This window comes from Amycolatopsis sp. NPDC051716, from assembly GCF_040681595.1.
Classification (GTDB): domain Bacteria; phylum Actinomycetota; class Actinomycetes; order Mycobacteriales; family Pseudonocardiaceae; genus Amycolatopsis.
The window spans coordinates 118,889-139,030 of record NZ_JBFAZA010000006.1; the positions used below are offsets into that span (position 1 = coordinate 118,889).

Consider the following 20,142-nt stretch of genomic DNA (forward strand, 5'->3'; position numbering starts at 1 on the left):
AGTTCTCCTACTTCGCGTTGGCGAGTGCGTTCTTGGCGTCGCTGAAGAACTGCGTCACGCCCGCGGCGATCGACATCTTGCCGAACGCGACCTGCTTGGCCGCCGAATCGAGCGCCGTCTTGACGTCGCCGTAGCCCGGCGGCGCGGTGGGCGCGGTCGGCAGGCCGTCCTTGGCGACCTGCGCGGCCACGTACTCGCCGAACTCCATGTCCGCCTTCTCGGGCGCCGTGGCGGTCGGCGCGAGGAGGTTCTTCGCCTTGTCCGACGGCGGCAGCCCGCGCTGCAGCTTCATCGTCTTGATCGCGTCGTCGTCGTTGAGGAAGAAGTTGATCAGCTTCGCCGCACCGTCGGCGTTCTTGCTCTTCACCGGGATGCACAGCAGGACGCCGCCGGACAGCGCCTGGCCCGTCTTGCCGTTCTCGCGGGGCACGACGACCAGCTTCAGCTCGTGCTGGGTCAGCGGCTGCATCTGGGCGAGTCCCCAGCCGGTGGTCATCGCGATCTGCCCGGTGATGAACGGGTGGGTGCCGGTCGCCGCGTCGGTGTTGCTCAGCAGCGTCGGCGGGCAGACCGCGCCGGCCTTGCGCAGGCCGTCCCAGAAGGTGAACCACTCGGTCAGGTCCTCGGGGCCGAACCCGAGGGTCTGGTCGGCGGTGTAGAGGTCCTTGCCGCGCTGGCGCAGCCACGGCTGCAGCGCGCCCGAGTCGTCCTTCGACGCGTCCAGCGCGCCGTACTTGTCCGGGCCCCACGCCTTCGAGATCTCGGTGGCGATGGTGCCGAAGTCCTGCCACGTCCAGTCGCTCGTCGGCGCGGTGATCTTGAGCTGGTCCAGGACCGTCTTGTCGTAGAGCACCGGGGCGTTGCCGGAGCCGGAAGCGACGCCGTAGGTCTTGCCCTTGACGGTGCCCGCCGTGCGCAACGGCGCGTAGAGGGTGTCCAGCCCGATCGTGGCGGGGACGTAGGTGCCCAGGTCGGTGAGCACGTTCCGGCCGGCGTAGGTGCTGACGAGCGCGGTGTCCATCTGGAAGATGTCGGGCGGGTTGCCGCCGGCGAACTCGGTGTTGAGCTTGTCGAAGTACCCGTCGTAGCCGGAGTACTGGGTGGTGACGGCGATCCCGGTCTTGTCGGTGAAGAGCTTCACCGCCTTCTGGTAGGCGTCGTTGCGGGCGTTGCCGCCCCACCAGCGGAAGGTCAGGGCGTTGTTCCCGCCGCCGGACCCGCTGCTGCTCGGCGGCGCGAAACCGCAGCCGGCGAGCGCGGCCGAGGCCACCCCCGCCCCGGCGATCCCGAGGAATCCCCTCCTGGACAGGTGCTGTGCCATGGCGGTCTCACTTTCTGCTGTTGGGGTTCAGCCTTTGATGCCGGAGTTGGCGACGCCGTCGACCAGGCGCTTCTGGCAGATCAGGAACACCGCGACGGTGGGCACCAGGGTGACCACCGACATCGCGAGCATGCCGCCGTAGCTGGAGCCGCTCGCCCGGTCGATGAAGGAGTTGAGGCCCAGCGGGACCGTGTACCGGGACTTGTCGGACAGGTAGACCAGCTGGCGCAGGAAGTCGTTGAACGTCCAGATGAACGTCAGGACGCCGGTGGTCAGCAGGGCCGGGCGCAGGAGCGGGAGGATCACCGAGAAGAAGACGCGGGCGTGCCCGGCGCCGTCGATGGCCGCCGCTTCGTCCAGTTCGCGGGGAATGCCCCGGATGAACTGGACCATGAGGAAGATGAAGAACGCGTCGCACGCGAGCAGCTGCGGGACCACCAGCGGCAGGAACGTGTTGATCCAGTTGAGTTTGTAGAAGATCGTGTACTGCGGGATCATCGTGGCCTGGAACGGCAGCATCAGCGTGCCGAGCATCAACCCGAACCAGATCTTGCGGAACGCGAAATCGAGCCGGGCGAACGCGTAGGCGGCCAGCGAACAGGAGGCGATGTTGCCGATCACCACGCAGACCGCGATGGTCGCGGAGTTCGCGAGGTAGACGGTGAACGACGTGCCCGTCGCCGTCCAGCCGCTCAGGTAGTTCCCGAGGGTGAAGTGCCACGGGATGGGGTCGAGCGTGCTGAAGATCTGGTTCTCCGGCTTGAACGAGGCCCCGACCAGCCACACCAGCGGGTAGATCATCACGAGGACCCCGGCGAGCAGCACCCCGTGCGCGCGCCAATGGGTCTTCGCAGGCTTGATGGCCATCTCGGTCCTTTCGGCCGTGGGGAGTTCAGTCCGCGTAGGTGACCCAGCGCCGTGAAGACGCGAAGTAGAGCGCGGTGAAGAGGCCGATCACCACGAACAGGACCCACGCCATCGCCGACGCGTAGCCCATCTGCAGGCTCGAGAACCCCTTGCGGTAGAGGTAAAGCGTGTAGAGCATGGTCGAGTCGATCGGCCCGCCCAGCCCGCCGCTGACGACGTAGGCCGGGGTGAAGGTCTGGAACGCGTTGATCGTCTCCAGGACCAGGTTGAAGAAGATCACCGGGGAGAGCATCGGCACGGTGATCCGGAAGAACATCCGGATCCGGCCGGCGCCGTCCAGCTCCGCGGCTTCGTACAGGTCCTTCGGGATCTGCTTGAGCCCGGCGAGGAAGATCAGCATCGGGGTGCCGAACTGCCAGCCCGACAGCAGGACCAGGGTCCACAGCGCGAACCGCGGGTCCCCGATCCAGTCCGCACCGTGGATGCCGAAGATCGCGAGGATCTGGTTCAGCAGGCCCTGCTGCGAAAAGATCTGGCGCCACATCACCGACACCGCGACGCTCGCGCCGAGCAGCGACGGCAGGTAGAAGACCGAGCGGTAGAACCCCAGCGCGCGCAGGCCCCGGTTCAGCACCGCGGCGACGACGAGCGCGACCGCGAGCTTCAGCGGCACCGAAGCGACGACGTAGGTGAGCGTCACCTTGACCGAGTGCAGGAACTTCTCGTCCTGCCACATCGCCAGGTAGTTGTCGAAGCCCACCCACTGCGGCGAGCTCAGCAGGTCGAACTTCGTCAGCGACAGGTACAGCGAGTAGGCCATCGGCAGCACGACGAACCCGAAGATCCCGAGGAACCACGGCGACAGGAACAGGTACGCGGCCAGGTTGTCCTTGTGCCGCTTGCGGCGACGCCGGGCGGGCGCGGGCTTCGCCGCCGGTGGGCTCCCGGCTTCGACAGGGTACGTTGCGGCTTCGGCTGACATCGGCTGCTCCCGGGACTCCAGCGTGGACCGGCAGCGCTCCCGAAAACCGGGCGGCTGCCGTGGCACTTCTTCCGACGCACGCGGTTCCAGTGGTTCCGTCCCAGGGAGCTGGAAGCGCTTTCTCGGCACTCTAGGCAGGGCACTCCACCGCTGTCAACGACTCGTTCACCCTTCCTCCAGCACCGCTTGGATGCCCTTCTCCCTGGCCAGGTGCGCGGCCCCGAGCACGGTCACGCGGGCACCCAGCTCGCTCACCACGACTTCGGCCGGCCAGCTCAGCCGCTCGACGGTGGCGGCGACGCCGGGCCGGAGCAGCTTGTTCCGCCCCACCCCGCCGCCCAGGACGACCAGGCCGGGGTCGACGACCGCGCAGATCGACGCGGCCAGGTTCCCGACGGCTTCGGCGTGTTCCGCGACGATCTCGAGCGCGACGGCGTCCCCCTTCTCGGCCAGCGCGAACAACGCGGCCGCCGTCTTCGGCGCCAGGTCCGGGCGGCGTTCCCGGGCGCGGCGCAACAGCTCCCGCGAACCGAGCCGCGCTTCCAGCGCGTCCCGGACCGGCGGCCGGTCGTCCGCCCACGGATAGGCCAGGCGGGCGACCTCCCCCGCCGCGCCGCTGGCCCCGCGGACGAGCCGCCGCCCGAGCACCACCCCCGCTCCAATAGCCACGCCGACCTGCAGGAACACGAAGCTGTCGTGGTCCTTGCCCGCCCCCTCGGCGAGTTCGGCGATCGCCGCGCAGTTGACGTTGTTCTCGGTGTGCACGGCCGCGCCCTCCGGCAGCCCGAGGGAGGCCACGACGTCCCGGACCCGCGCCATCGTGGCCGGCTCACCACGGCCGGGCGGGGAGACCACATCGGACACCGCGACCACCACGGCCCGAAGCGGACCGCGCCCGCTTCCGCGGCGGAGCACGGCTTTCACCATGGCCTCCGCGGACGCGGGCCGGGTGGTCTGGTCTTCGTCGAGCAGCTCCCCGGCGAGCGTGGTCGCCCGCAGCGCGACCTGCGTCGAGCCGCGGTCCACCGCCAGCACGTACCCGGCCCGGGGACCGAGCCGGTAGACCGCCGCGGTCCGCCCGGTGACGCCGGACCAGCTGCCGCTGCGTTCGGCGAGCCCGGCGGCTTCCAGCTCCGCCATCACCAGGGAGACCGTGGGCTTCGACAGCCCGCAGGCCACCGCGAGCTGCGGCCGGGTGGCCTGGCCGGCGGCCGCCAGCGCGGCGAAGACCTCGCCGGCCCGGTCGCCGATGCCCGATTTCGCCATCTGCACCTGCTTTCGCCGAAGTGAAACTGTCGAATGCGCCGCGTTGCCCACGCCGCCGCGATCCGGCCCGTTGACAACGTACGGGTTCGTTTGTTTACTACTTAACCAAGTGCGGGTCCCAGCCGCATCCCCCGTTTTCCGGACTGCGATGGGCAAGTCGTCCAGGAAAGCGCTTTCCTGACCACTTCGACCAGTCCTGCGCCCAGGACGGCAGGGAGACTGCGAAGCGGATGGATTCGATCCTGCTGCCGAGCCAGCACGCGAGCTCGCACGACCTGCCCGACGATCCCGCCCACCTCGACGCCGTCCTCGCTGCCGCCGTCGACGCCGCGCTCGCCGCGCAGCAGGCGTGCGGCAACTTCGAGGACCCCGCGGCCGACGACGACGTCGGGGACATGGGCCTCGGCGTGCTCTCCCTCCTCTGCCTGGCGTGGCGGCGCGGCGTGTCCGATGACCCGGCACTCACCGACGCGGTAGGCCGGGGCCTGGACTTCTTCCTGGCGCACCGGGTGTTCCGGCGCGACAACCCGGGCGAGCCGTTCCTGCGCGTCCGCCACAGCGGCCTGCCGTACGCCCGGTACATGCCCGGCGACGGCGAACACCCCTTCGGCGACTGGCCGAGCACGGTGTGGGCGATGCTGCACGCGGTCAACGTCCTCGAGCTCGGCGAAGGCCTGCTCACCGGCGACCAGTACGCCGCGGTGACCGAGCTGGCGCTCGGGTACTGGCGGTGGCTGACCGAAGCGAGCATGTTCAACCCCCAGCAGACGGGCAACCAGGCCCTCGGCGCGATCGTCGCGGGCCTGATGCTCGGCCGCCACCTCGACCGGGTTTCCCGAAACCGCGAAGGCAACCGCGTCACGACGGCGGCCATGCGGCTCTACACCGACGTGATCCGGCCCTCGCGGGTGATCGATCGCGGTTTCGCGCTGCCGGCCGAGCACGGTGCCGGCCACGACCAGAACTACCTGCCGATCTCGCTGTCCTTCCTGGCCCAGGCCCATCGGGTCACGGCCGACCGGCTGTTCCTCGACGACGGCGCGGAGCTGGCCCGCCACCTCGACTGCCGCCTGTCGGCCCGCGGTTTCGACTACGGCGGCCCCCGCTACAGCGAGCAGCACTGCGGCGCCGAAGGCCTGCTCGGCCTCCGCTACTTCAGCGCGCACCTGGAGAGGGATCTCGGCCGTTACCTGGGCGACCGCCGCGTCAGCTACTACCCGCTGGCCCGGACCGGCGCGCCGAGCGGGCATTTCGCGTTCACGACGGTGTGGCTGTACCAGGACGGCAGCACCTGGCACCGGACGCCGGCTTTCCCGGTCACGACGTCGTATTCGCTGCGCCACCGCACCGCGTCGGTGTCGTTCACGGGCAGTCACACGCCGTACCTGATCGACGCGGGACGGGCGGCGGTGATCGAGTCCGTCGTGGCGGGCCAGCACGGCATCGGCCCGCTGCTGGGGTGCACGCTGCTCACCCGCCCGCTCGGCCCGTTGCGCGTCCGCGACGCCCGCGACGGCGATGTCGTGGCCCGGCTGGTGACGAAGGCGGTGGTGACGCGGGAGCAGGTGCTGGTGAGCGTCCAGCAGGTGTGGGTGGCGGAGGAGCGGCGGGTGACGCTGTTCGCGGTGGTCCCGGCGGCCGGGTGCGAGTTCCTGGCCGGACTGCCTTATGTGGAGGAAACCGAAGCGGGCCAACGCAAGATCGTCACGGTGACTTCGCCGGGCGGAGAGCCGTTCGACCTGAGCGAGCCCGGTGCGGTGCTGCACACCGGCGGCACGCTGCACGCGGGCAGCCTGGCCATCACGTCGGGGGCGTCGCTGCGGGTGGTCAATCCCCCGGCGGGCCGGACGAGCTTCAACAGCCCGGAGACGATCGGGCTGACCCAGGAGCAGCTGGCGTTCTCCCTGGCCGACGACCCCCGCGGCTACGGAAACCCGGACGCGGGCTGGCACCGGGTGACCGACACGAACCACGTCCTCGCGGGCCCGCTGCCGGATTCCCCGCCGGGCTCAGCCGTCTTCGCGGTGCGGTACGGCCCGCACGGTGACGTCCCCTTCACTGCCGGGGTGCGGGAATCGGCGGACGGCCTGGTGATCGACGCGCCGGGCTTCTCGGTCGTCGTCGGCGATCCCGCGGGCGACGCGGACGGGGAGCCGGCCCTCCGGGTGACGGCGCGGCCATGACGGCACCGAGCCGGTCACCCGGCCGGCGCGGTCGTGCGTTCGCCGACGTGCCGGCGTAGTGCCGGTGCGATATCCTCGCCCAGCCGGTGCAGCGAGTCGGCCACCGCCTCGGCCGGCAACCCGCCCCAGTCGACCAAAGCCTGCACCCGGTCGAACCGCAGCACGTCGTGCAGCTCCGCGAGTTTGGCCGAGACGTGCTCGGCGGTCCCGATCATCAGGTGCCGCCCGGCCCGCATCCCCAGCTCGAACTGCTCGGACGTGATCAGGAAGCCACCGCCACCCGGGTGCTTGGGGCGCAGGAAGTCCCGGTAGTGGGGATAGGCCGCTGTCGCCTGCCGCGTGCTCGGCGCGCCGAAGTAGTGCAGCGCGACGCCCAGCCGCAGGTCGTCCGCGTGCCCGGACCGCTCGCCGGCCTCGCGGTAGACGTCCGCCAGCCGGCGCAGGTGCGCGGGTGTCCCGCCGATGTATCCGAGGATCATCGGCAGGCCCAGTCTTCCGGCGCGGGCCGCACTGGCCGGGGTGCCCCCGACGCCCAGCCACACCGGCAAGGGTTCCTGCACGGCCCTCGGCAGGATCGTCGCGTCATCGAGCGGAGGACGGAACCGGCCCGCCCAGGTGACGGCCGGTCGTGCCCGGATCTTCAGCAGCAGCCCGAGTTTCTCCTCGAACGCGTCGTCGTAGTCGCGGAGGGGCACGCCGAAGAGCCGGAACGGTTCGGGGTAGGCGCTGCGGCCCGCGGTGATCTCGGCGCGGCCCGCGCTCAGCACGTCGAGCGTGGCGAAGTCCTGGTAGACCCGGACCGGATCGAGGGCGCTCAGGGTGGTGACGGAACTGGTCAGCCGCACCCGGCTCGTCCTCGACGCGATCGCGGCCAGCACGACAGCCGGGGAAGACACCGCGAAGCCGGGGTTGTGGTGCTCGCCCAGCCCGAAGTGATCCAGCCCGAGCTCGTCGGCCAGCACGGCGAGCGACACGATCTGTTCGACCCGGCCCGAGTGCGTGCGGCGGGTGCCGTCCACGGTGACCGGCTGGACGTCGGCCAGCGACGCGACCCCGATGTCGACCGGCCGGCTCACACTCGGACCGCTTCTTCTTCGTCGACCGGGAGCCAGCCCTCGCCGAGGTGGATTTCGCCCACGTGGTGGTACGCGTCGGGGCCCCGGCGCGTGAACGTGTCGCGCAGGGGCACGGTGGCGCCGTTCATCGTGATGGTTCCCAGGAACCGCAACTCCTCGCCCACCCAGCCCGCGGAGCGCTGGACCGCGCGCCCGCCGTTGCTGTCGTACCAGTCGGCTACGAATTCGCCGGCGGCCGGGTCGTAGCCCCACATGTATCGGGCACTCAGCGGGGCCGGGTTCTCCGGGGTCGGCAGTTCGGCCGTGCCCAGCGTGATCCAGAAGCCGCGCTGCTCCCGGGCGCCGTCGATCCGCATCCGGATCGGCTTGCGCGGGCCGAACGGGGTTTCGTGGAAGACACCGGGCGCGTCCCAGCCGCCCACGAAGAAGTCCAGCTCGCGCAGGCGCTCGTGCGGGACGGGGGCGCCGGTTCCGGTCGGATCGGATGTCATGGGGTTCCTCCCTGGTCGCTTCACATTTCAAAGTACCCTATGGAAAACATAGTAGGCAACGAAAGCCAGAGCGGGCTACGGTGATCGGCGACATGGAGGCGAAACCCGAAGAGCCGGCGCCCGCGAACGAGCGCCCCGACTTCCACACGGCCATCGAGCTGATCGGCCGCCGGTGGACCGGCGTGATCCTGGACCAGCTGCGCTCGGGCGCGTTGCGGTTCACCGAGCTGCGCGAACGCATCCCCCGGATCACCGACGCGATGCTTTCCCAGCGGCTCAAGGAACTCGAGCTGGCCGGCGTCGTGGAGCGGGTGGTCACGGTCGCCCGGCCGGTCGAGGTCCGGTACGCGCTCACGGGCATCGGCTCGCGGCTGGGGCCGGTGCTGGACGCGGTCAAGGCGTGGAGCGCCGACTGGGCGGCGCACCAGGCGGGAGAACTCGGCTGAGCATCGGCGGCTGAGCTGACCGGAAGCCGCGGAGTCTGGCACGATCAGGCCGTGACCAGCAGCCGGCGAATGCGCGGACTCGCGATCGCGGCCGCCCTCCTGCTCGTGCTCACCGCCTGCACCGCCGGCTTCGGGAACCTCAAGCTGCGGATCGCCGCGGGCAACTCCAGCGGCGTCTACTACAAGCTCGCCCAGCCGCTCGCCTCCGCCTGGCAGGCCGATCTGGGCATCGACCGGCCGCAGGTGCTGCAGACCCAGGGCTCGCCCGACAACGTCGTGAAGGTGCTCGCCGGCCAGGCCGACGTCGCGTTCGTCGCGGCCGATGTCGCCGCGGACCGCTACCAGGCCCATCCCGGTTTCGCCGCGCTCGCCCGGGTTCACGACGACTACCTGCACATCGTCGTCCGGGCCGACTCGGACATCCGGTCGGTGTCCCAGCTGAGCGGCCACCGGATCGCGATCGGCTCACCGCAGTCCGGCGTCGAGTTCATCGCCAAGTCGCTGCTCATCGCGGTCGGGCTGCGGGACTCGGTCAGCACGACCCCCCGCGGCCTCGACGAGTCCGTCTCCGCGCTGCTGAATCACGAAGTGGACGCGTTCTTCTGGTCCGGCGGCCTGCCCACGCCGAAACTGGCGGACCCGGACAACCGAAGCCGGCTGCGCCTGCTCGACCTCGCCGACGTGATGCCGAAGGTGCAGGCGCTCAGCCCGGTCTACAGCACCGCGACGATCCCGGCGAGCACGTACGGCCAGCTCCTCCCGGTGACGACGCTGGTGGTGCCGAACTTCCTCGTGGTCCCGAAGTCCATGCCCGACGAGGTGGCGGAGGCCCTGGTCCGCGGCCTGTTCGACGCCCGCCCCCAGCTGGCGAGCGCGAACCCGGCGGCCCTGTCGATCGACGTCCACCCGGGCATCGAGACCCAGCCGATCCCGTTGCACCCGGGCGCGTTGCGGTATTACCGGGCGCAGAAAACCTAGGCGACCGGGAACACCATCGAGATCCGCAGCCCGCCGCCCTCGGGCAGGTCCAGCTCCAGCTCCCCGTCGGAGTGCGCGACGATCTCGCTCACGATCGCCAGTCCCAGCCCGGACCCGGGCACGTTCTGGTGCGCCGGGCTGCGCCAGAACCGGTCCAGCGCGCGATCGAGCTCCTCCGGCTGCAACCCCGGCCCGTGGTCGCGCACCGACAACCGCACCCGGTCCTCTTCCCGCACCACCGCGATCCGGATCTCCGTGCCCGCCGCGGTGAACTTCAGCGCGTTGTCCAGCAGCGCGTCCAAGATCGTCTCCGCGCCCCGCGGTGGCATGCACACCCGCGCACCGTCACCGGAGGTCGCCACCACCAGCCGGACGTCCCGGGCCTCGCCCACCACCGACCAGTCCGCGACGCGGTCCGCCACGGCCTCGTCCAGGACCACCGGGTCCAGCTCGCCGGTCGACGCCTCGGCGCGGGCCATCGTCAGCAGCCCGTCCAGGATCTGGTGCAGCCGGCTCGCGTCGACCCTCGCGGCCTCCAGGTCCGCGGCCGCGGGCTCGTCGACGACGTGGCCTTCGAGGTTGCCGAGGCGGATCTTCAACGCCGTCAGCGGGTTGCGCAGCTGGTGGGACGCGTCGGCGACGAACGCGCGCTGCGCCGCCAGCGCGCCCCACACGCTCGACGCCATCCGGTCGAAGGACCGGCCGAGCTGCCGCAGCTCCGGCGGCCCGCCGCTCTCCCCCACCGGCTCGGCCTCCCGGCCGCTCACCACCGACGCCACCAGCGCCCCGGTCGCGTCGTCGAGCCGGTGCACCGGCCGCAGGATCCAGCGGACCACCGGGATCGCCACGGCCAGCGCCAGCGTGAAGGCGAGGATCCCGCCCGCGGCGAGCAGCAGCCACCACCACAGCACGTCCGCCCGCTCGGTGCCGGTCTCGGACACGGTGAGCACCGCGCCGTGCACCTCGCCGTCGGCCAGCACCGGCTCGGCGAGCACCAGCGGCGTCGAATCCCACGGCATCAGCACGCCCGCCGGCTGCGACCGGCGGCCCGCGAGCGCCTCGCTGATCGGCCCGCCGATCCGCTCGGACTTGAGGTCGATGCGCGCCGCGTCCGGCCCCAGGGACGAGGCGAACAGCTTGCCGTCCTGGTCGACGACCGCCACCTGGACGCCGTACACGTCGTTGTAGCGGACCAGGTCGGGGTTGATCAGCCCCGGCTTGTTGTCGAGCAGGGGCCGCTGGGCCAGCGACGCGAACCGGGCGGTGTCGGTCAGCCGGTCGAGGAACAGGTCCTGCTGCGCGCCGGCGGCGATGCTCCTGGCCAGCGGGATGCCCAGGCCGAACACCAGCAACGCCACCAGCGTCAGCACGATGCCCTGCAGCCGGACGCGCACGCCCTCAGCTCCGGGCGACCTGGCCGCCGAGCCGGTACCCGACCCCGCGGACCGTTTCGATGAGCGCCGGGCGGCCCAGCTTCGTCCGCAGCGTCGCGACGTGGACGTCCAGCGAACGGCTCTCCGCGGGACCGCGGTGACCCCACACCTCGGTGAGCACGTGCTCGCGCGAGCAGACCGCGCCGCGCGCGCCCGCCACCAGCGCGAGCACCTGGAACTCCTTGCGGGACAGCGCGACCGCCTTGCCGTCGACCAGCACCTCGTGCCGCGAGACGTCGACGGTGACGTCCCCGACCCGGATGACCACCGGCTCGGCGGCGCCGTGCTCCCCGCGGCGGCGGCGCACGGCCTCGACCCGGGCGAGCAGCTCCTCGACGTCGTAGGGTTTGACCAGGTAGTCGTCGGCGCCCGCGCGCAGGCCCTGGATCCGGTCGTCGACCTCGCCGCGCGCCGAGACGACGATGATCGCGACGTCGCTGACCGCGCGGATCTGGCGGCACAGCGTCACGCCGTCGATGTCCGGCAGGCCGAGGTCGAGCAGGATGACGTCGACCTCGTGCACCCGGTCGAGCACCCCGGCGCCGGTGGCCAGCCGGGCGATCGCCAGGCCACGGCGGGTCAGCGCCGGGATGAGCGCACCCGCGACCCGGTCGTCGTCCTCCACCAGCAGCACCCGCACCCGTCCGCCTCCCATGGTGACCTGCTCCACCGGCCGGTAGGGCGAACTCTAGGACGTCCGGGCGGGTCCCGCACCGGCCACCCGGACGGTCACTCCCCGTGACTCCGGTGGACACCCGCCAAAATGGACATCGATACTCACTTGAAACCCTAAGTATTGCTCAAGCGGCCTTGCCAGCCGGTGCAGCAACGGTAGGTTCTCGCCATCGCGTGGTGACCCATGCCCGATTTGCACGAACGACCCGGGAGGCCAGATGACCGCGGAGGTGGCGGCGCCGATGATCAAGGCGTCCGCCGTGAACAAGTACTTCGGCGACCTGCACGTGCTCAGGGAAATCACGCTCGAGGTGCCTCGCGGCCAGGTCGTCGTGGTGCTCGGCCCGTCGGGCTCGGGCAAGTCGACCCTGTGCCGGGCGATCAACCGGCTGGAGCCGATCAACTCGGGCGAGATCGCCGTCGACGGCGTCCCGCTGCCCGCCGAGGGCAAGGCCCTGGCCGCGCTGCGGGCCGACGTCGGCATGGTGTTCCAGTCGTTCAACCTGTTCGCGCACAAGACCATCGTCGAGAACGTCATGCTCGCGCCGGTGAAGGTCCGCAAGACCTCGCAGGCCGAAGCGCGCAAGACGGCGATGGAGCTGCTGGAGCGGGTCGGCATCGCCAACCAGGCCGACAAGTACCCGGCGCAGCTTTCGGGTGGCCAGCAGCAGCGCGTCGCCATCGCGCGGGCGCTGGCGATGCGGCCCAAGGTCATGCTGTTCGACGAGCCGACCTCGGCGCTGGACCCGGAGATGGTCCAGGAGGTCCTCGACGTCATGACGGGGCTGGCCAAGGACGGCATGACGATGCTCGTCGTCACCCACGAGATGGGCTTCGCCCGGCGGGCAGCCGATCGGGTGATTTTCATGGCCGACGGCGAGATCGTCGAGGACACGACGCCGGAATCGTTCTTCACCGCGCCCAAGAGCGAGCGCGCGAAGGACTTCCTCGGCAAGATCCTTACCCACTGAGCACGGTCCGCGGCGCCGTCGGCGCCCGGGTGATCGACACACAGGAGAGATTCACATGAGGATCCGCACCCTCGCGGTGGGACTGCTCGCCGGTGGGCTGGCGCTGACCACGCTGACCGCCTGCGGCAAGGAAGGCACGCCGGCGACGCCGGGTTCGGGCGACCAGAGCGGCACGAACGCCCCCGCGGCGCTGAGCTACCCGGTCGCGACCGGCGTCGACCTGGCCGGCTCCCCGGTGTTCGCCAAGATGAAGTCGGCCGGCGCGCTGACCGTCGGCGCCAAGGACGACCAGCCGGGCCTCGGCATGAAGGACCCGACGACCGGCAAGTTCGGCGGCTTCGACATCGAGATCGCGAAGCTCGTCTCGGCCGGCCTCGGCTTCGACCCGGAGAAGATCACCTTCCGCACGGTCGACTCGGGCGCGCGTGAGCAGACGATCGCGAACGGCGACGTGAACTACTACGTCGGCACGTACTCGATCACCGACAAGCGCAAGGCGCTCGTCTCCTTCGCCGGCCCGTACTTCCTCGCCGGCCAGGACCTGCTGGTGCGCAAGGACGACAGCTCGATCACCGGCAAGGACGCCCTCAAGGGCAAGAAGGTCTGCTCGGTCACCGGCTCGACCCCGATCCAGAAGATCCGCTCGGAGAACCTGACCGAGCCGGGCAACATCGTCGAGTTCCAGAAGTACTCGCAGTGCGTCGAGAAGCTGCAGTCGAAGGACGTCGACGCGGTCACCACCGACGACGCGATCCTCAAGGGCTACGCGGCCCAGGAGCCGGACAGCCTGAAGGTCGTCGGCCAGACGTTCTCCACGGAGAAGTACGGCATCGGCCTGAACAAGGACGACAAGGTCCTTCGCGACAAGGTCAACGAGATCCTGCAGAAGGCGCTGGACGACGGCACCTGGCAGAAGATCTACGACGCCACCCTCGGCAAGTCGGGCTCGGCCGCCAAGAAGCCGACCCTCGAGAAGTACTGACGCACGCGTGACGGCCGGTGGATCGGGCTTCCCGGTCCACCGGCCTTCTCCATCCACCCCTTGACCACGGACGCGGGGAAGGCTCCATGGACGTCCTGCTCAACAACCTGGACCTGTTCGGTCCGTTCTTCCTCACCACGATCGAGCTGTTCCTGCTCTCGGCCGTCGGCGCGCTGGTCTGGGGCACGATCCTGGCGATGCTGCGGGTGAGCCCGGTCCCCGTCTTCCGCGCCGTCGGCACGGCGTACGTGACGATCGCCCGGAACACGCCGCTCACCCTGGTGTTCGCGTTCTTCGTGTTCGCGTACCCGCTGCTCGACATCGTCAAGCTCGACTACTTCCCGGCCGCGGTGGTCGCCCTGACCGTGTACACCTCGGCGTTCATCTGCGAGGTCGTGCGCTCGGGCATCAACACCGTGCCGGTCGGCCAGGCCGAGGCGGGCCGCGCGCTGGGGCTGACGTTCACCCAGATCCTCGGCCAGGTCGTGCTCCCGCAGGCGCTGCGGTCGGTCGTCCCGCCGCTGATCAGCACCCTGATCGCGCTGCTGAAGAACACCACCATCGCCGCCGGTTTCTCCGTCGCCGAGGCCGGCGCGATCCGCGCGTACCTCTCCGAACGCGGTGAGAGCCAGCTGGTCGGCCTCCTGTGGGTGGCCCTCGGCTTCATCATCCTGGTCGCCGTGCTGTCGTTCGTCCAACGCAGCCTGGAGAAGCGCTGGAGCGTGGCCCGATGAGTAACGTGCTGTTCGACGTCCCCGGTCCGAAGGCCCGGCTGCGCTACCGCACCTACGCGGTGGTCGGCACGCTCGTGGTGCTCGCGTTCCTCGGCTACATCGGGTGGCGCTTCTACGACAGCGGCCAGTTCACCGCCCGCAAGTGGGAGTGGCTGCAGTACGCGCAGGTGCAGCGCGACCTGGCCAACGCGGTGCTGTCGACGCTCCAGGCGTTCGCCGCCGCGGCCGTGCTGGCGCTGATCTTCGGCGCGATCTTCGCGGCCGGCCGGCTGTCCGACCACGCGTGGATCCGGGGGATCGCCGGGTTCGTCGTGGAGTTCTTCCGCGCCATCCCCGCGCTGATCCTGATGTTCGTGTTCTACTTCGGCCTGCCGACCGTCGGCGTGCCGACGAGCCCGTTCCTCGGTGTGGTCCTCGGCCTGACGCTGTACAACGGCTCGGTGCTCGCGGAGGTCTTCCGCGCGGGCATCCAGTCGCTGCCGAAGGGCCAGAGCGAAGCCGCGTACGCGCTGGGCATGCGCAAGACCCAGGTGATGTTCCTGGTCCTGCTGCCGCAGGCGGTCCGGGCGATGCTGCCGACGATCATCAGCCAGCTCGTCGTGCTGCTGAAGGACACCGCGCTCGGCTTCATCATCACCTACCAGGAGCTGCTGTACTACGCCCGCTACATCGGTTCACAGGGCACGTTCGGGCGGCCGATCGTGCCGTCGACGATCGTGGCGACCGCCATCTACGTGGTGATGTGCCTGCTGCTGACGGCGCTGGCGACGTACCTGGAGCGGCGCAACCGCCGCAACAAGAAGGTCGTGGCGGCCCCGCCCGCGGCGACCGACAACCTCGTGGCCGCTTCGGCCTGAGTCACCCGTTCGAGGCCCCCGGGACGTGTCCCGGGGGCCTTGTCGTGTCCCGGGGTGTCCCCTAGCGTCGGCGGCATGGGTGTCGCACTGGTGACCGGCAGTTCCCGGGGTCTCGGCCGGGTGATCGCGCGCCGGCTGGCCCGCGACGGGTTCGCCGTCGCGGTCAACGGCCGGCACGACACGGCCGACCTCAAGACCGCCGCGGAGGCCATCCTCGCCGAGGGCGGCCGCGCGGCGGCGTTCGCCGCGGACGTGACCGACCGCCGCCAGGCCGGCGACCTGGTCGACGCCGTCACGGCGTTGCTGGGCCCGATCGGGGTGCTGGTGCTCAACGCGACCGGCCCGCAGCCGGAGGCACCGGTGTCGTCGGCCGGCTGGCCGGATCACCTGGCCCAGCTGGACTTCTTCGTGCGGTCGCCGGTGCTGCTGGGCCACGCGGTGCTGCCGGGGATGCGCGCCCGCCGCCACGGCCGCATCGTGCACATCGACTCGGAGGTGGCGGACCGCCCGCCACCCGGCCGCTCGGCGTACGCGACGGCGAAGAGCGCCCAGATCGGCCTGGCCCGGGCGTGGGCACGCGAACTGGCCCCGGACGGCATCACGGTCAACACGGTGGCGCCCGGGTTCATCCCGGTGGAGCGGCACGCGGAGGTGCCGGGAGCCGAGCGCGAGGAGTACCGGGCATCGGTCCCGGTGGGACGGCTGGGCACCCCCGAGGAGGTGGCCGCGGCGGTGAGCTTCTTCGCCTCGGAGGAGGCGGGCTTCATCACCGGCCAGCGCCTCCTGGTCGACGGCGGCCGAGCGCTCGGTTAGCAGGGGCGCTTGGCTTTGCCATGAGTCAGCCCGTCACGAGGCCAGCGCGAGGATCCCCTCGCCGGAGTCGGGCCGCCGGTCACGATGTCGTCGAGGTCGGTCTCCTGCGATGGCCCCCAGCGGTCGGCGACCAGCCCGATCGCGGACGGCCCGGTCGCCCGGAACTCGGCCGGCAGGGGGCGGATCACCGTGTCCTGTCCCTTCCGGTACACCGGGCCGCCGAAGCCGTCGAGGCTGTAGTACTCGACGACCACGTCGCCGAGCCGCGTCAGCGTGCAGATGACGTCGGCGTCCATTTCGATCTGCTCGCCGCAGGTCTCCCACTCGCCGCTGAGCGACGTGATCCGCCGGTGCGGACCTGGCCCAGCACCATCCCGGCCGCCTCCAGCGAGTCCACCCGGCGGCGCACCTGCCCGGGTGACCAGTCCCGCCGGTACAGCCGCACGAATCCGGCGCTCATCCCGGCTCTCCCTCGGTTCCCGATACATCCTTTGTGGACAGAGAATCCCCCTTGGCGCCGTTCCGCCGCGTGCGGTGCAGCACGGTGAGCACGCCCAGGACCAGCGCGAGCGCCACCGCCAGCGCGGCCCACATCGCGACGTGCAGCTGCAGCAGCCCGCCCGCGAAGGCCCCCACGAGCATCGCCCCCACGGCGGCGACCTTCCGCAGCGGGTGCGAGCCCGGCCCGCCGGCCGCCTTCGAATCCGCCGCGAACCCGGTCAGCGTCATCGTCAGCACCGTCGTCGTCAGGTCGGGTGCGCCGATGCGGCGGACGGCCGCGTTCTGCAGGCCCATCGCCAGCCCGAGCACGACGATCAGCAGTTCGCTGCCCAGCCGCGTGGCACTGCCCAGGGTCGCCGACAGCACGACGGCCACCGCGATCAGCGCCGCCTGCGCCGCGGTCGCCTGCCGCAGGGCGTCGTAGTCGTCTTCGCGCCGGGCCAGCCGCCCGCCGGCGAGCGCGCCGGCCAGGAACGCGAGCACGGCGGTCAGCGACGCGAGCACCGACAACGTCGTCTCCCCCGCCGCCGCGAAGCCGAGGAACACGACGTTCCCGGTCATGTTGGCGACGAAGACCCGCCCCAGTCCGAGGAAGCTGACGGCGTCGACCACGCCGGTGACGACGGTCAGCGTCAGCAGCAGGACGGCCAGGTCCCGTGGTTTCGGTTCAGCCATGACTGCATTCAACACCGGCCGCCCGCAGATTCCAAATAAGTATTTCGTATATCGCTTAAGAAAGCGCGAAGCAGCTTCGCCCGCGAAGCGGCTTCACAGCGCTTCGCGCGCTGCTTCCGTTGTCACACAGGCGGAACAGCGACCTCCTTGCGGTGAATCCGCGCGCGGCGAGCGGCGTTTTGTCGGAGGTTCCCTCTACCGTCCGTGGCATGACCGAAAAGAGCACGGTGCGCACGCGGGAAATGGCCTGCGAACTCAAGAGCCAGCGCGAGCTGAAACGGCTGACCCTGCGCGAGCTGGCCCGCCGCGCGGACTGGTCGGCGTCGAAGGTGTCCGCCTGGGAGAACGGCCGGAGCATCTCGCCGATCGACGCGGCGATCTACCTGGCCCACTGCGGCACCACGGCCGCGGAACGCGCGCGGCTCCTCGAACTGACCAAGCCGCCCGGCGACCTCTACTGGGTGCGGCCCTACTTCGACAAGCTCGTCGACCCGATGAAGTCCCTCATCATCCAGGAAAACCTCGCGCGATCGATCATCTACTACAGCCCGGCCGCCATCCCCGGGATGCTGCAGACGGAGGAGTACGTCCACACCTGTTTCGAACTCACCGGGCGCTACACCTCCGACCGGCTCGGCATGCTCACGCGGGCCCGGGTGGACCGGCAGCAGCTGCTGCAACGCCCCGCCCCGCCGGTCTGCACCTTCTTCGTGCACGAGCGCGCTTTGCGCTCGGTCGTGGGGAATCCGGCGCTCATGCACGAGCAGCTGCAGAACCTCGTGCTCACCACGAACCTGCCGCACTGCGTCATCCGGGTGGTGCCGGAGTCGGATCCCACGTTCCGCGTGCTGAGCACGACCTTCACGGTCATGGAGTTCCCCGAACACGCCCCGGTGGTCTACGAAGAGACCTACACCGCGGGATTGTTCGTGGACGACCGCATCGCCGTGGAGGCCTTCTACCTTCTCGTCACACGGCTGGAACAAGTGGCTCTCTCCGAGGGACAATCACGGGAGTGGCTCGTCCGGTTCTCGGACGAGTACGAACGCCGGAGGGAGTGATCGAGGGTGGCCCGCGAGCGGACTTGGTTCAAGAGCAGCCACAGCGAAGGCCAGGAACACCAGACGTGCGTGGAGGTGGCCTTGACTTCGCAGGTCACCGCGGTCCGCGACTCGAAGGCGCCCGCGGCCGGGCACCTGACGGTCCCCCACCCCGCGTGGAACGCCCTGCTCAGCTCTCTGCGCTGACGCGTTTCCCGTCGTGCCAGACCGCCCGGGTCCGCCCGGGCAGGTCAGCCACGTCGAGATCCGTGCCGTCCAGCAGCACCAGGTCGGCGCGCAGCCCCGGCTCGACCCGGCCGCGGTCGTCGTCGAGCCGGAGCAGCCGAGCCGCCTCGGAGGTGGCCGCCTTCAGCGCGGCCGCCTCGCCGAGCACCGCGGCCAGCAGCCGCAGCTCGGTCGTCAAATCGACATGGGGACGCGGGGCGAGGTCGGAACCGGCGGCGACGCGGACACCGGCTTCCACCGCGAGCCGAAGCGAGCGGCGGTGCGTCTCGGCGAACTCGCTGTCGCTGATCGGCGAGAGCGTCGGCACGTACCAGGCGTTCCCGAGGGCGGCCACGGCGTCGTCGTCGAGGAAGGTGCCGTGCTCGATGCTGCGCGCCCCCGCGCGGGCGGCCGAGACGACCGCGGCGGACGTGTGCGCGTGGGCGAGGACGTCCCGGCCGGCGCGGCGGGCCTCGTCGACCAGTGCCGCGAGCTCGTCGTCGGTCGGGCGGACGTCGACACCGTCGCGCACCGCCCGCATGGCCCCGCTGGCGCCGACCTTGATCCAGTCGGCGCCGGCGCGCACCATCCGGCGAACCGCCGCGCGGGCGGCGTCCGGCCCGTCGAACAGCGGGTCGGGCAGCGACGGGTCACCGTAGTGGTCGACGGCGCCCGCGGGCGGCTCCCAGCTGTCGCCGAGCCCGCCGGTCGGCGACAGCTGCCGCAGGCTGACCAGCAGGTCCGGCCCGGCGATCCACCCTTCGCGCAGGGCGTGCTTGAACCCGGCATCGGCGCCCCAGGCGTCCCGGACGGTGGTGATCCCGCGCGCCAGCAACCCGCGCAGCACGGGCACGGCTTCGAGGATCCGCGCACTGCGCGGCACCGGCTCGGGCCGGGGAAAAGCCACGTGCACGTGACAGTCGATGAGCCCGGGGATCAGCAGGCCGCCCGAGCAGTCGACGCGCTCGCCGTCGAGGCCCAGCCCCACCTCGGCGATGCGCGAGCCGTCCAGCCGCACGTCCGCACGGGCGCTCTCCCCGGTTTCGGGATCGAAGACGAGCGCCCCGGCGAGCACCGTCACCGCAGGTCCTTGCGATAGATCAGGAAGTCGCACGGCGTGGCCAGCGACGGCGCGAGGTGCGGGTAGTCCTCGGCGAGGTCGGCGCGGTGCGTCACGCGGTAGCCGAGCCGGCCGTACCAGTCGGCCAGGAACTGCTTCGACGGATGCGTCCAGTCCCGCGGCACGAGCAGTTCGAGCTGCATCTCCCGGCACCCGGCTTCCCGGCTCGCCCGCTCGGCGAACCGCACGAGCTCCCGCCCGACGCCGAGCCCCCGCCGCGCCGGGTCGGCGGCGAGCATGCCGAACTCCCCGGTCGCCTCGTCGAGCCGCTGGATCCGCACCGACCCGGCGACATCCCCGCCCACCAAGGCCACGGCGATCTCCCCGGCCGTCACGTATCCGGTGATCTCGTCGACGGACGTCCGGTCGGTGCTCCCCTGCCAGAGCCCCTTCTCGGACTCGGCGTAGACCTGGTTGACCAACCCGGTCACCCGCTCGACCACCGCGGCTGCGGCGGACGGCGGCAGCAGTTCGATCTCCATGCCCCCACCTTGGCACGCGCGGAC

The 20,142-nt window shown here is 70.9% G+C and carries 22 protein-coding genes; 10 read left to right on the plus strand and 12 right to left on the minus strand.

Translation table 11 applies throughout. The features are described 5' to 3' along the window. Positions 1 to 7: 7 nt before the first annotated feature. The 4 genes from AB0M30_RS10020 to AB0M30_RS10035 all read right to left on the minus strand — a co-directional run bounded on the left by AB0M30_RS10020 (position 8) and on the right by AB0M30_RS10035 (position 4,436). The gene (locus tag AB0M30_RS10020; protein ID WP_364582125.1) at positions 8 to 1,321 is read right to left on the minus strand and encodes an extracellular solute-binding protein; all 1,314 of its coding nucleotides are present in this window, start codon (positions 1,319 to 1,321) and stop codon (positions 8 to 10) included. A gap of 27 nt (positions 1,322 to 1,348) precedes the next feature. Further along, positions 1,349 to 2,188 (minus strand): carbohydrate ABC transporter permease, encoded by an 840-nt coding sequence (locus tag AB0M30_RS10025; protein ID WP_364582127.1) that lies wholly within the window; start codon positions 2,186 to 2,188, stop codon positions 1,349 to 1,351. Positions 2,189 to 2,213: 25 nt separating this feature from the next. Further along, positions 2,214 to 3,170, minus strand: coding sequence for a sugar ABC transporter permease (locus AB0M30_RS10030; protein ID WP_364582129.1), 957 nt, complete (start codon positions 3,168 to 3,170; stop codon positions 2,214 to 2,216). 165 nt (positions 3,171 to 3,335) lie between these two features. Further along, complete coding sequence (locus tag AB0M30_RS10035; protein WP_364582132.1) at positions 3,336 to 4,436, minus strand: ROK family protein; 1,101 nt, start codon at positions 4,434 to 4,436, stop codon at positions 3,336 to 3,338. Between the two features lie 230 nt (positions 4,437 to 4,666). On the opposite strand from AB0M30_RS10035, the gene AB0M30_RS10040 reads away from it, so the two are divergent. Beyond that, positions 4,667 to 6,619 (plus strand): hypothetical protein, encoded by a 1,953-nt coding sequence (locus tag AB0M30_RS10040; protein ID WP_364582134.1) that lies wholly within the window; start codon positions 4,667 to 4,669, stop codon positions 6,617 to 6,619. Positions 6,620 to 6,633: 14 nt separating this feature from the next. Here AB0M30_RS10040 and AB0M30_RS10045 read toward each other — a convergent pair whose 3' ends face one another. Both AB0M30_RS10045 and AB0M30_RS10050 read right to left on the minus strand, forming a co-directional pair. Beyond that, complete coding sequence (locus AB0M30_RS10045; RefSeq protein WP_364582137.1) at positions 6,634 to 7,695, minus strand: LLM class flavin-dependent oxidoreductase; 1,062 nt, start codon at positions 7,693 to 7,695, stop codon at positions 6,634 to 6,636. Beyond that, the gene (locus AB0M30_RS10050) at positions 7,692 to 8,186 is read right to left on the minus strand and encodes a hypothetical protein (protein ID WP_364582140.1); all 495 of its coding nucleotides are present in this window, start codon (positions 8,184 to 8,186) and stop codon (positions 7,692 to 7,694) included. The genes AB0M30_RS10045 and AB0M30_RS10050 overlap by 4 nt, the downstream gene beginning before the upstream one ends. A gap of 92 nt (positions 8,187 to 8,278) precedes the next feature. Between AB0M30_RS10050 and AB0M30_RS10055 the strand changes: the two genes are divergently transcribed. Together AB0M30_RS10055 and AB0M30_RS10060 are read left to right on the plus strand one after the other, a co-directional pair. Next, positions 8,279 to 8,632 carry a helix-turn-helix domain-containing protein gene (locus AB0M30_RS10055; RefSeq protein WP_364582142.1) on the plus strand — a complete coding sequence of 118 codons (354 nt, stop codon included), beginning with the start codon at positions 8,279 to 8,281 and terminating at the stop codon, positions 8,630 to 8,632. Positions 8,633 to 8,683: 51 nt separating this feature from the next. Further along, positions 8,684 to 9,610, plus strand: a complete 927-nt coding sequence (locus AB0M30_RS10060; protein WP_364582145.1) for a TAXI family TRAP transporter solute-binding subunit — start codon at positions 8,684 to 8,686, stop codon at positions 9,608 to 9,610. Here the strand turns inward: AB0M30_RS10060 and AB0M30_RS10065 are convergent. After that, on the minus strand, positions 9,607 to 11,004 hold the full coding sequence (locus AB0M30_RS10065) for a HAMP domain-containing sensor histidine kinase (protein WP_364582147.1): 1,398 nt from the start codon (positions 11,002 to 11,004) through the stop codon (positions 9,607 to 9,609). The two genes, AB0M30_RS10060 and AB0M30_RS10065, sit on opposite strands and share 4 nt — an antisense overlap. Positions 11,005 to 11,008: 4 nt before the next feature. Further along, positions 11,009 to 11,683: a response regulator transcription factor gene (locus AB0M30_RS10070; RefSeq protein WP_360184479.1), complete on the minus strand. Its 675-nt coding sequence runs from the start codon at positions 11,681 to 11,683 to the stop codon at positions 11,009 to 11,011. Positions 11,684 to 11,960: 277 nt separating this feature from the next. On the opposite strand from AB0M30_RS10070, the gene AB0M30_RS10075 reads away from it, so the two are divergent. The 5 genes from AB0M30_RS10075 to AB0M30_RS10095 all read left to right on the plus strand — a co-directional run bounded on the left by AB0M30_RS10075 (position 11,961) and on the right by AB0M30_RS10095 (position 16,075). Beyond that, complete coding sequence (locus AB0M30_RS10075; protein ID WP_199191382.1) at positions 11,961 to 12,689, plus strand: amino acid ABC transporter ATP-binding protein; 729 nt, start codon at positions 11,961 to 11,963, stop codon at positions 12,687 to 12,689. A gap of 55 nt (positions 12,690 to 12,744) precedes the next feature. Continuing rightward, a complete protein-coding gene (locus AB0M30_RS10080; protein WP_364582150.1) occupies positions 12,745 to 13,671 on the plus strand; it encodes a glutamate ABC transporter substrate-binding protein in 927 nt (308 codons plus the stop codon). An 86-nt stretch (positions 13,672 to 13,757) separates the two neighbouring features. Next, positions 13,758 to 14,405 carry an amino acid ABC transporter permease gene (locus AB0M30_RS10085; protein ID WP_364582153.1) on the plus strand — a complete coding sequence of 216 codons (648 nt, stop codon included), beginning with the start codon at positions 13,758 to 13,760 and terminating at the stop codon, positions 14,403 to 14,405. Then, positions 14,402 to 15,262 carry an amino acid ABC transporter permease gene (locus tag AB0M30_RS10090; RefSeq protein ID WP_364582156.1) on the plus strand — a complete coding sequence of 287 codons (861 nt, stop codon included), beginning with the start codon at positions 14,402 to 14,404 and terminating at the stop codon, positions 15,260 to 15,262. Before AB0M30_RS10085 ends, AB0M30_RS10090 begins: the two co-directional genes overlap by 4 nt. 75 nt (positions 15,263 to 15,337) lie before the next feature. Next, positions 15,338 to 16,075, plus strand: coding sequence for an SDR family oxidoreductase (locus AB0M30_RS10095; RefSeq protein ID WP_364582158.1), 738 nt, complete (start codon positions 15,338 to 15,340; stop codon positions 16,073 to 16,075). On the opposite strand, the gene AB0M30_RS10100 is transcribed toward AB0M30_RS10095, so the two are convergent. Both AB0M30_RS10100 and AB0M30_RS10105 read right to left on the minus strand, forming a co-directional pair. Further along, complete coding sequence (locus tag AB0M30_RS10100; RefSeq protein WP_364582160.1) at positions 16,072 to 16,371, minus strand: hypothetical protein; 300 nt, start codon at positions 16,369 to 16,371, stop codon at positions 16,072 to 16,074. The two genes, AB0M30_RS10095 and AB0M30_RS10100, sit on opposite strands and share 4 nt — an antisense overlap. 160 nt (positions 16,372 to 16,531) lie before the next feature. Further along, complete coding sequence (locus AB0M30_RS10105) at positions 16,532 to 17,251, minus strand: YoaK family protein (protein ID WP_364582163.1); 720 nt, start codon at positions 17,249 to 17,251, stop codon at positions 16,532 to 16,534. A gap of 209 nt (positions 17,252 to 17,460) precedes the next feature. Here AB0M30_RS10105 and AB0M30_RS10110 point away from each other — a divergent pair, with 209 nt between their 5' ends. Both AB0M30_RS10110 and AB0M30_RS10115 read left to right on the plus strand, forming a co-directional pair. Further along, positions 17,461 to 18,312: a helix-turn-helix transcriptional regulator gene (locus AB0M30_RS10110; protein WP_364582165.1), complete on the plus strand. Its 852-nt coding sequence runs from the start codon at positions 17,461 to 17,463 to the stop codon at positions 18,310 to 18,312. Positions 18,313 to 18,318: 6 nt separating this feature from the next. Beyond that, the gene (locus tag AB0M30_RS10115; RefSeq protein WP_364582167.1) at positions 18,319 to 18,498 is read left to right on the plus strand and encodes a DUF397 domain-containing protein; all 180 of its coding nucleotides are present in this window, start codon (positions 18,319 to 18,321) and stop codon (positions 18,496 to 18,498) included. Here the strand turns inward: AB0M30_RS10115 and AB0M30_RS10120 are convergent. Both AB0M30_RS10120 and AB0M30_RS10125 read right to left on the minus strand, forming a co-directional pair. After that, positions 18,482 to 19,597 carry an amidohydrolase family protein gene (locus AB0M30_RS10120; RefSeq protein WP_364582169.1) on the minus strand — a complete coding sequence of 372 codons (1,116 nt, stop codon included), beginning with the start codon at positions 19,595 to 19,597 and terminating at the stop codon, positions 18,482 to 18,484. The genes AB0M30_RS10115 and AB0M30_RS10120 overlap by 17 nt on opposite strands. Then, positions 19,594 to 20,118 carry a GNAT family N-acetyltransferase gene (locus AB0M30_RS10125; protein WP_364582172.1) on the minus strand — a complete coding sequence of 175 codons (525 nt, stop codon included), beginning with the start codon at positions 20,116 to 20,118 and terminating at the stop codon, positions 19,594 to 19,596. The genes AB0M30_RS10120 and AB0M30_RS10125 overlap by 4 nt, the downstream gene beginning before the upstream one ends. Between the last annotated feature and the right edge of the window lie 24 nt (positions 20,119 to 20,142).

Excerpts from the sequence above, each read along its gene's own strand:
- AB0M30_RS10085 (WP_364582153.1), top strand. The coding sequence starts at position 13,758 with ATGGACGTCCTGCTCAACAACCTGGACCTGTTCGGTCCGTTCTTCCTC.
- AB0M30_RS10055 (WP_364582142.1), top strand. The coding sequence starts at position 8,279 with ATGGAGGCGAAACCCGAAGAGCCGGCGCCCGCGAACGAGCGCCCCGAC.
- AB0M30_RS10075 (WP_199191382.1), top strand. The coding sequence starts at position 11,961 with ATGATCAAGGCGTCCGCCGTGAACAAGTACTTCGGCGACCTGCACGTG.
- AB0M30_RS10035 (WP_364582132.1), bottom strand. The coding sequence starts at position 4,436 with ATGGCGAAATCGGGCATCGGCGACCGGGCCGGCGAGGTCTTCGCCGCG.
- AB0M30_RS10080 (WP_364582150.1), top strand. The coding sequence starts at position 12,745 with ATGAGGATCCGCACCCTCGCGGTGGGACTGCTCGCCGGTGGGCTGGCG.
- AB0M30_RS10050 (WP_364582140.1), bottom strand. The coding sequence starts at position 8,186 with ATGACATCCGATCCGACCGGAACCGGCGCCCCCGTCCCGCACGAGCGC.
- AB0M30_RS10025 (WP_364582127.1), bottom strand. The coding sequence starts at position 2,188 with ATGGCCATCAAGCCTGCGAAGACCCATTGGCGCGCGCACGGGGTGCTG.
- AB0M30_RS10030 (WP_364582129.1), bottom strand. The coding sequence starts at position 3,170 with ATGTCAGCCGAAGCCGCAACGTACCCTGTCGAAGCCGGGAGCCCACCG.
- AB0M30_RS10020 (WP_364582125.1), bottom strand. The coding sequence starts at position 1,321 with ATGGCACAGCACCTGTCCAGGAGGGGATTCCTCGGGATCGCCGGGGCG.
- AB0M30_RS10105 (WP_364582163.1), bottom strand. The coding sequence starts at position 17,251 with ATGGCTGAACCGAAACCACGGGACCTGGCCGTCCTGCTGCTGACGCTG.
- AB0M30_RS10125 (WP_364582172.1), bottom strand. The coding sequence starts at position 20,118 with ATGGAGATCGAACTGCTGCCGCCGTCCGCCGCAGCCGCGGTGGTCGAG.
- AB0M30_RS10095 (WP_364582158.1), top strand. The coding sequence starts at position 15,338 with ATGGGTGTCGCACTGGTGACCGGCAGTTCCCGGGGTCTCGGCCGGGTG.
- AB0M30_RS10040 (WP_364582134.1), top strand. The coding sequence starts at position 4,667 with ATGGATTCGATCCTGCTGCCGAGCCAGCACGCGAGCTCGCACGACCTG.
- AB0M30_RS10090 (WP_364582156.1), top strand. The coding sequence starts at position 14,402 with ATGAGTAACGTGCTGTTCGACGTCCCCGGTCCGAAGGCCCGGCTGCGC.
- AB0M30_RS10110 (WP_364582165.1), top strand. The coding sequence starts at position 17,461 with ATGACCGAAAAGAGCACGGTGCGCACGCGGGAAATGGCCTGCGAACTC.
- AB0M30_RS10100 (WP_364582160.1), bottom strand. The coding sequence starts at position 16,371 with ATGGACGCCGACGTCATCTGCACGCTGACGCGGCTCGGCGACGTGGTC.